The sequence below is a fragment of the Microbacterium sp. genome (genome assembly GCF_030149085.1).
In the GTDB taxonomy this organism is placed as follows: domain Bacteria; phylum Actinomycetota; class Actinomycetes; order Actinomycetales; family Microbacteriaceae; genus Microbacterium.
Genome location: NZ_JASBSF010000349.1, coordinates 1 through 7,399 on the forward strand (window position 1 = coordinate 1; position 7,399 = coordinate 7,399).

Here is a 7,399-nt window from a genome sequence, read left to right on the forward strand (position 1 = left end):
GTAGACGACGTCCTGGATGACCGCGAGGCCCGCGGCGTGGGCGGCGTCCACGAACCGCTGGTAGGCGGCGGGGCCGCCGTAAGCCTCGTGGACGGTGTACCAGAGCACGCCGTCGTAGCCCCAGTTCCAGACGCCGTTGAAGCCGTTGACCGGCAACAGCTCTACGTGGGTGACGCCCAGGGAGACGAGGTGATCGAACCGCTCGATCGCGGCATCCAGCGTGCCCTCGGGCGTGAAGGTACCGACGTGCAACTCGTAGATCAGCCCGCCCGCGAGCTGTCGCCCGGTCCAGGACCGGTCGCTCCATGCGAAGGCGCTGGTGTCAAAGAATGCGGATGCCTCGTGCACTCCGCGCGGTTGCCGACGCGACCGCGGATCGGGCCGCAGCGCGTCACCGTCGCCGAGGACAAAGCCGTATTCGTCGCCGTCCACAAGCTCAACGTCAGCCGTCCACCACCCGCGCTCGCCCGCGGCCATCTCCAGATCCGGATGCCCCTGCCGACGCATCCGCACTCGCTCCGCTCGGGGCGCCCAGACCTCGATCATGCTTCCTCCGCTTCGCTGAGACCCGAGACACCGGATCCTGCGTGAGACACCCCGTCACGCTCGGTGTCTCGGCGCGCGTCGGGTGTCTGACGTGTCAGGAGCGCGACAGGCAGCGCGCTCAGCACCTCCGCCAGCGGCAACTCTCCGCCGGGATACGCCCGGCCCGTCAGCGCATCGGTCCAGGTGCCGCCCGGAATCAGCATCCGGGTGTCGCCCCAGCCGCCGCGTGCCGCCAGTCCCACCGGCAGCCGGGTCGCAATGGCGATCGCCCCGCCCCGGTCGAAAGCTATCGCGTGCCCGGATGCCGAACCCAGCAGCTCGACGGGCAGGTAGCGCGTGAAAAGCTCGGGCCGGTCTCGGCGCATCCGCAGCACGCGGGAGGTAACGAAAAGCTTCGCGGCCCCGGAGGCGTCGATCGCCGGAACATTCCCCTCAGTCGCAGCACGGTCGAGGTCCGCCAGCATCGCTGCGCGCTGTGCGAAGTCGACGGCGCGACGGTTGTCGGGGTCTACCAGTGAGGTCTCCCACAGCTCCGAGCCCTGGTACACGTCGGGAACCCCGGGACCTGCCACCTGCACGAGCTTCGCCGACAGCGAGTTGCTCCAGCCCGGCTGCGCGACCTCGTCGACGAAAGCCTCAACGAGCTCCCGCGCGGGACCGTACGCGGCATCCACGACGGCGTGCATCCGGCGCTCGAAGTCGGCATCCGGGTTCCACCAGGTCGTCACCTCTGCCGCTTCCCGCGCTGCCTTCTCAGCGTAGGCGTGCAGGCGCTCGGGGGTCGCGGGCCATGAGCCGATGATCGCCTGCCACAGCAGGGAGTCGAACGGCCCGTGCCCCGTCGAGGCGAGGGCCCGCAGCTCTTCGAGCACGGCGGCCCAGCGATGCGGGATCTCGGCGAGCACCGACAGGCGGGCCCGCACATCCTCGCCGCGTTTGGTGTCGTGCGTCGAGAGCGACGTCATGGACCGAGGGCGCTGCGCCTGCCGGCGGGCGAAGGCATGGTGGAAGCCCTCCACAGTCAGCGAGAAAACCGACGGATCCCCACCGACCTCGGTGAGGGTGCCCAGGCGCGTGGCGCGATAGAACGCGGTGTCTTCGACGCCCTTGGCCATCACGGGGCCCGTCGTCTGCTGGAAGCGGCGGGCCACCTCGAGCGTCGGGTCGGCCAGCAGCGGCGACAGTGCACCGATCGTCTCGGCGAGGTCGGGGCGCCGAACGGATGCCTCAGCGAGCGCTTCGTCGAGCGCCTCCCGCCCCGCGGGAAGGTAGGAGCGGTAAACGGGGAAGCAGGCGAGGATCTCAGCGAGGGCGTCCGCGGCATCCGAGTCGGCGAGCGCCGCCTGCTCCGGCAGGCACCGCACGAGGCGACCGATCTCGCTGCGCTGAATCGTGTCGGCGATCATTCGCTTGGTCGCATGGATCAGATCGGGCCAGGGCTGCGCGGGCGGCAGGCCGGTAGCGCTGCGCAGCCGCTCATCGAGCGCGTCGAGCGCCCCCTCGCCGTCGGGGTCGATGAGGACGCGGTCGATCTCGGCCATGGCGTCGTACCCGGTGGTGCCGTCGGTGTCCCACGAGGCCGGCAGGAGCTCCGGATGCGGCGTCGCACTGTGCTCGAGGATCTTCTCGACCAGCGTGTAGCGGCGGCCGGTGAGGGCGCCAAGTCGTTCGAGGTAGCCGCCGGGATCGACGAGCCCGTCGGGGTGATCGATGCGCAGGCCATCGGCCAGCCCGTCCCGGAACCACCGCGCCACCTCTTCGTGGGCCTCGTCGAACACGACAGGGTCCTCGACGCGGGCTCCGGCAAGGGTCGAGACCGCGAAGAAGCGCCGATAGTTCAGCTCGGATGCCTCGAGCTGCCAGAACATGAGCTCGAAGTGCTGGCGGGCGAGAACCTGGCGAACGGCATCCGGGTACGACGTCGCCTCCGCCGGTGCAGTCGCCTCGGCGAGCGGGAACTCGTGGTCGAAGTACCGCACCGTGCCGTACGGAGCCCGGGCCGTGGGCTTCGGATCCACCCGAATCTCCATCGCATCGATGACCTCGTCGGCCTCCGATCCGAGCACGGGAACCCGCACCTTGCCGCCACCGAACTCCCAGTCGATGTCGAACGCTGCCGCATACCGCGAGCTTCTGCCCCGAAGCAGCACGTCCCACCACCAGGGGTTCTCGACTGGCACCGCGATCCCCATGTGGTTGGGGACCGTATCGATGAGGATGCCGAGCCCGGCCGCCCGCGCGGCCGCGGCAAAACGTTCCAGACCCTCCGCTCCGCCGCGAGCAGGATCAACCCGCGTCGGGTCGACGACGTCATAGCCGTGGTCGGATCCCGGGGTCGACTTCAGCAACGGCGAGAGATAGGCCCACCCCACGCCGAGATCACGCAGGTATCCGGTCACGCCGGCGGCGGCATCCAGGTCGAACGCGGCGCGGATCTGCAGGCGGTACGTCGACGTGGGATGCATCACTACCTCGGCAGTTCTTCCTTGGGGGCAGCTCCCGGGACTTCGTCCATCTGGACTGTTCCGGCCGCCAGCGACGCGGCGACGAATCTGTCGACCTCGACCTCTTCTTCGACGTGCTCGCACAGCACGACCACCGACTTCGCCGCGAGCTCCAGCGCAGCCCCGGGATGGACGGGCTCGGTGTTCGCGAGGGTTCCCGCCGTGTCGACCAGCACATCCCAGTTGGGGCTGAAATCGACATCCGGCAGCGTGAACTCAACCGGCTCGTCGCCGGCGTTGAACAGGATGAGGAAGTGCGCGTCGGTAATCGGTTCGCCACGGCGATCCCGTTCACGGATGCCATTGCCGTTGAGGAACACCCCGATCGACCGCCCGAACCCGGAGTCCCAATCTTCCGGCTGCATCTGCGTGCCGTCTGGGCGCAGCCACACGATGTCGGGGATCCGCTCGACCTCTTCACGGCGCACCGGGCGGCCATCGAAGAAGCGACGACGCCGGAACGTGGGGTGATCGCGGCGCAGCCGGGCCAACGCGGCGGTGAAGTCGATCAGGCTCGCGTCGACGTGCTCCCAGTCGATCCAGGTGATGTCGTTGTCTTGCGCGTAACCGTTGTTGTTCCCTCGCTGCGTGCGGCCGAGCTCATCGCCGTGCAGGAGCATGGGCACACCCTGCGACAGCAGCAGCGTCGCGATGAAGTTGCGCTGCATCCGCTCGCGCAGTTCATTGATCTGGGGGTCGTCGGTGGGGCCCTCGACACCGAAGTTCATCGACCGGTTGTCATCGGCACCGTCGCGGCCGTCCTCGCCGTTGGCGTCGTTGTGCTTCTGCTCGTATGAGACGAGGTCGCGCAGGGTGAACCCGTCGTGCGCCGTGACGAAGTTGATGGATGCCACCGGCCAGCGACCCGAGTGGGCATAGAGGTCGCTCGACCCGGTGAGCCGAGAGGCGAACTCACCGAGCGCCTGCGGCTCGCCCCGCCAGAAGTCCCGGACGGTGTCGCGGTACTTACCGTTCCACTCGGTCCACTGCGGGGGGAAGTTCCCGACCTGGTAGCCGCCGGGGCCGACATCCCAGGGCTCGGCGATGAGCTTGACCTGACTGACCACCGGATCTTGCTGCACGAGCTCGAAGAAGGTGGCGAGCCGGTCGACGTCATAGAACTCTCGGGCGAGGGTCGCGGCGAGGTCGAAACGGAATCCGTCGACATGCATCTCGAGCACCCAGTACCGCAGCGAGTCCATGATCAGCTGCAGCGCGTGCGGGTTGCCGACGTTCAGGCTGTTGCCTGTGCCGGTGTAGTCGGTGTAGTACCGCTTGTCGTCATTTTCGAGTCGGTAGTACGCCTCGTTGTCGATGCCGCGGAACGAGAGCGTGGGTCCCAGGTGGTTGCCCTCGGCGGTGTGGTTGTAGACGACATCCAGGATGACCTCGATACCGGCCTCGTGCAGGGCCCGCACCATCCCCTTGAACTCCTGCACCTGCTGTCCGCGCTGGCCTGAGGACGCGTACGTGTTCTGTGGCGCGAGGAAGGCGATGGTGTTGTAGCCCCAGTAGTTCGAGAGGCCTTTCTCTTCCAGCATCGAGTCGTTGATGAACTGGTGCACCGGAAGCAGCTCGATCGCCGTGACGCCGAGCCGCTTCAGGTGCTCGATGATCAGCGGATGCGCGATCGCACTGTAGGTCCCGCGGATCTCATCCGGAATATCGGGATGCCGCATCGTCAGTCCCTTGACGTGGGCTTCGTAGATGAAGGACTCCGAGTAGGGGATGCGGAGCGGTCGATCACCCCCCCAGTCGAAGAAGGGGTTGATGACGACGCCCTTCATCATCTCGGCCGCGGAGTCGTCGTCGTTGCGGGAGTCTGGGTCGCCGAAGGTGTATCCGAAGACCGACTGCCCCCAGGTCACCTGCCCGTCGACAGCTTTGGCATAGGGGTCCAGGAGCAGCTTGTTGGGGTTGAATCGCTTGCCGCTGGCGGGGTCATACTCGCCGTGCACGCGGTAGCCGTAGCGCTGGCCCGGTGCGATGTTCGGGAGGTACGCGTGCCAAACGTAGGCATCGACCTCGAGCATGTCGACGCGTGTCTCACGCCCCCGCTCACCGAACAGGCAGAGCTCGACGCGCTCAGCACCCTCACTGAAGAGGGCGAAGTTGGTTCCGTTCCCATCGAAGGTCGCACCCAACGGATACGCCGACCCTGGCCATGTTTGCACGGCACCCCTTCCCGGTGGGATTCCACCCTAGTCGAGCACCCCGGACTCGGTTCCGGTGTCACGGATGAACAGTTGGGGGTTGCGTGGACCCGCGATGTATGACATCGGAGCCCAGTGCGGTTCAGACCTGGAGCGTGCGAGGCGGCGCGGGACGGATGCCGTGCACCTGGCGGTGCAGGCGCTGCATCCGCTCGTCGAGCTCTGCGGCGCTTGCCGCGGCATCCTTCAACTCCGCAAGCAGGGTCTCGGGAACCTGGCGATCGAACTTGTAGTAGATCTTGTGCTCGAGGCTCGCCCAGAAGTCCATCGCGATCGTGCGGAACTGGACTTCGACCGGCACGTCGACGCGACCGGTGGAGAGGAACACCGGAACCCGCACGATGGCGTGCAGGCTCTTGTAGCCGTTGGGTTTCGGGTCGGCGATGTAGTCCTTGACCGAGTGCACCTCGATGTCGTCCTGCTGCGTGAGCAGGTCGAACAGGCGGTACGTGTCCGCCACGAAGCTGCAGGTGACCCGGATGCCGGCGATATCGGTGATGTGCGTGCGGATCGACTCGAAGTCGCCGTCGATGCCCTTCCGACCAACCTTGGCGACGAGACTGTCGGCGGATTTCACGCGACTGGAGATGTGCTCGATCGGGTTGTAGTCGTGCAGCTGCAGGAACTCGTCGCGCAGGATCTCGACCTTCGTCTCGATCTCCTTCAGACCAAATTGGTAGGGCAACAGGAACCGTTGCACTTCGTCGCGGGCAGCGCGCAGTTGCGAGAGCGAGACGGTTACTTCATCGGAAGCGAGGTCTGGGAGTTGCGGGGTCGCAGGGTGCATGGCCGACGCGTGACTCATGCCCTCAACCTACGAAGCGCGGGTACGAGATCGCTGTGAGCCTGGCATCCGGTCTGAGGGTTGGCGGCGCGTCACAGCGAGAAGTCCGCGCGTTTCGCTCTCGTAAAATCATCGCCGCGCGCTTGGTTCTCGGGGTGCGGGCCTGGTTCGATAACCAAAGTTGGTCAAACGTCCAACTTTGGTCGGACTCCTCCCAGCCGAACCGAAGGAACACGATGCTCACGCACATTGATGAACGGGTCCTCGCGGCCATCAACCTGCACGCCGTCCTGGGCGCGCTCCCCCGTCTGATCGAGCTCTCCCCGGATGCTGCGCGTCTGCTGGCCCGCGAGACGAGCAGGCCGACCACACTCTCGCTGTCCGCGCCAGGCGGCCTGCGCGCGCACTACCGATTCGAGCGGAGCGGGATCACCTCACTCACCGAGCGCGAGGGGCGCGGTCCCACCCTGATGTTCCGCTCGGCCGCGCACCTCAACGCCGTCATCGCGGGCACGGCGCAGCCGATCCCGGTCGCAGGTCCCGCCGGCATCCGCTTCCTCACGCGCGTGTTCACGCCGCTGACCGAGATGCTGGCCCGGATGCTTCGCCCGAGCGAGGATGACTTCGCCGATCCGGTGTTCGCCGAGCGCAGCACTCTGCTCACGCTCGATGTCGCGGCCCACGCGATCGCGGTCGTCGCCAACGAAGACCTCAGTGGCAAGTTCTCGGCAGCCCACATGCCCGACGGCGATCTCGATTTCGAGGTGGGTGACGACATCCGCTACCGCTTCGAAGTCCAGGGCCACCGCGTGCGCGTCGACCCCGACCACAGCGATGCACCGCGCGCGGCGCTGCGCTTTGCCGACCTCGACGTGGCAGGCGGCATCCTCTCGGGCCGCGAGAGCGCGCTGGCCTGCGTCTGCGATGGACGCCTGCAGATGCGCGGCTTCATCCCTCTCATCGACAACACCAGCCGCATCCTCGACCGTGTCGGCACCTACCTCGGAGCGTGACAGCATGACCACCCCCACCCTGACGGCACCGAACTCCTACGCCAAGAGCCAGGAGATCTTCGACAGAGCTGTCCGCGTGATCCCCGCGGGAGTTCCCGGACACCTCGGCCCGAGCGAAGGATGCTTCATCCCCCGCACCGCCTTCCCCCTCTTCTCGGAGCGCGCGGAGGGCACTCGGTTCTGGGATGTCGATGGCAACGAGTTCATCGACTACATGTGCGGCTACGGCCCCAATGTCCTCGGCTATGGCGATCCTGATGTCGCCGCCGCAGCTCGGGCGCAGGCCGCGAAGGAGGATGTCGTCTCGATTCCCTCCTCGATCATGGTCGACTTCGCCGA

General features: G+C 67.0%; 6 protein-coding genes. 2 read left to right on the top strand and 4 right to left on the bottom strand.

All coding sequences use genetic code 11. From position 1 onward, the window contains the following. The 4 genes from Q1V87_RS14340 to Q1V87_RS14355 form a co-directional block, all read right to left on the bottom strand. The coding region (locus Q1V87_RS14340; RefSeq protein WP_300594290.1) for an alpha-amylase family glycosyl hydrolase at positions 1-546 on the bottom strand (546 nt) is incomplete at its 3' end. Continuing rightward, positions 543-3,011, bottom strand: coding sequence for a malto-oligosyltrehalose synthase (treY, locus tag Q1V87_RS14345; RefSeq protein ID WP_300594303.1), 2,469 nt, complete (start codon positions 3,009-3,011; stop codon positions 543-545). The genes treY and Q1V87_RS14340, both read right to left, overlap by 4 nt. Positions 3,012-3,013: 2 nt before the next feature. Further along, on the bottom strand, positions 3,014-5,224 hold the full coding sequence (gene glgX / locus Q1V87_RS14350; protein ID WP_300594292.1) for a glycogen debranching protein GlgX: 2,211 nt from the start codon (positions 5,222-5,224) through the stop codon (positions 3,014-3,016). A 121-nt stretch (positions 5,225-5,345) separates the two neighbouring features. Next, a complete protein-coding gene (locus tag Q1V87_RS14355; protein WP_300594294.1) occupies positions 5,346-6,068 on the bottom strand; it encodes a GTP pyrophosphokinase family protein in 723 nt (240 codons plus the stop codon). A gap of 215 nt (positions 6,069-6,283) precedes the next feature. Between Q1V87_RS14355 and Q1V87_RS14360 the strand changes: the two genes are divergently transcribed. Next, on the top strand, positions 6,284-7,060 hold the full coding sequence (locus Q1V87_RS14360) for a hypothetical protein (RefSeq protein ID WP_300594297.1): 777 nt from the start codon (positions 6,284-6,286) through the stop codon (positions 7,058-7,060). A gap of 4 nt (positions 7,061-7,064) precedes the next feature. Continuing rightward, positions 7,065-7,399, top strand: a 335-nt coding sequence (locus Q1V87_RS14365) for an aminotransferase class III-fold pyridoxal phosphate-dependent enzyme (RefSeq protein WP_300594300.1), incomplete at its 3' end; no start/stop codon positions are given.

Bases quoted from the DNA above. Each gene is read 5' to 3' on its own strand.
- treY (WP_300594303.1), bottom strand. From the start codon at position 3,011: ATGCATCCCACGTCGACGTACCGCCTGCAGATCCGCGCCGCGTTCGAC.
- Q1V87_RS14355 (WP_300594294.1), bottom strand. From the start codon at position 6,068: ATGAGTCACGCGTCGGCCATGCACCCTGCGACCCCGCAACTCCCAGAC.
- Q1V87_RS14360 (WP_300594297.1), top strand. From the start codon at position 6,284: ATGCTCACGCACATTGATGAACGGGTCCTCGCGGCCATCAACCTGCAC.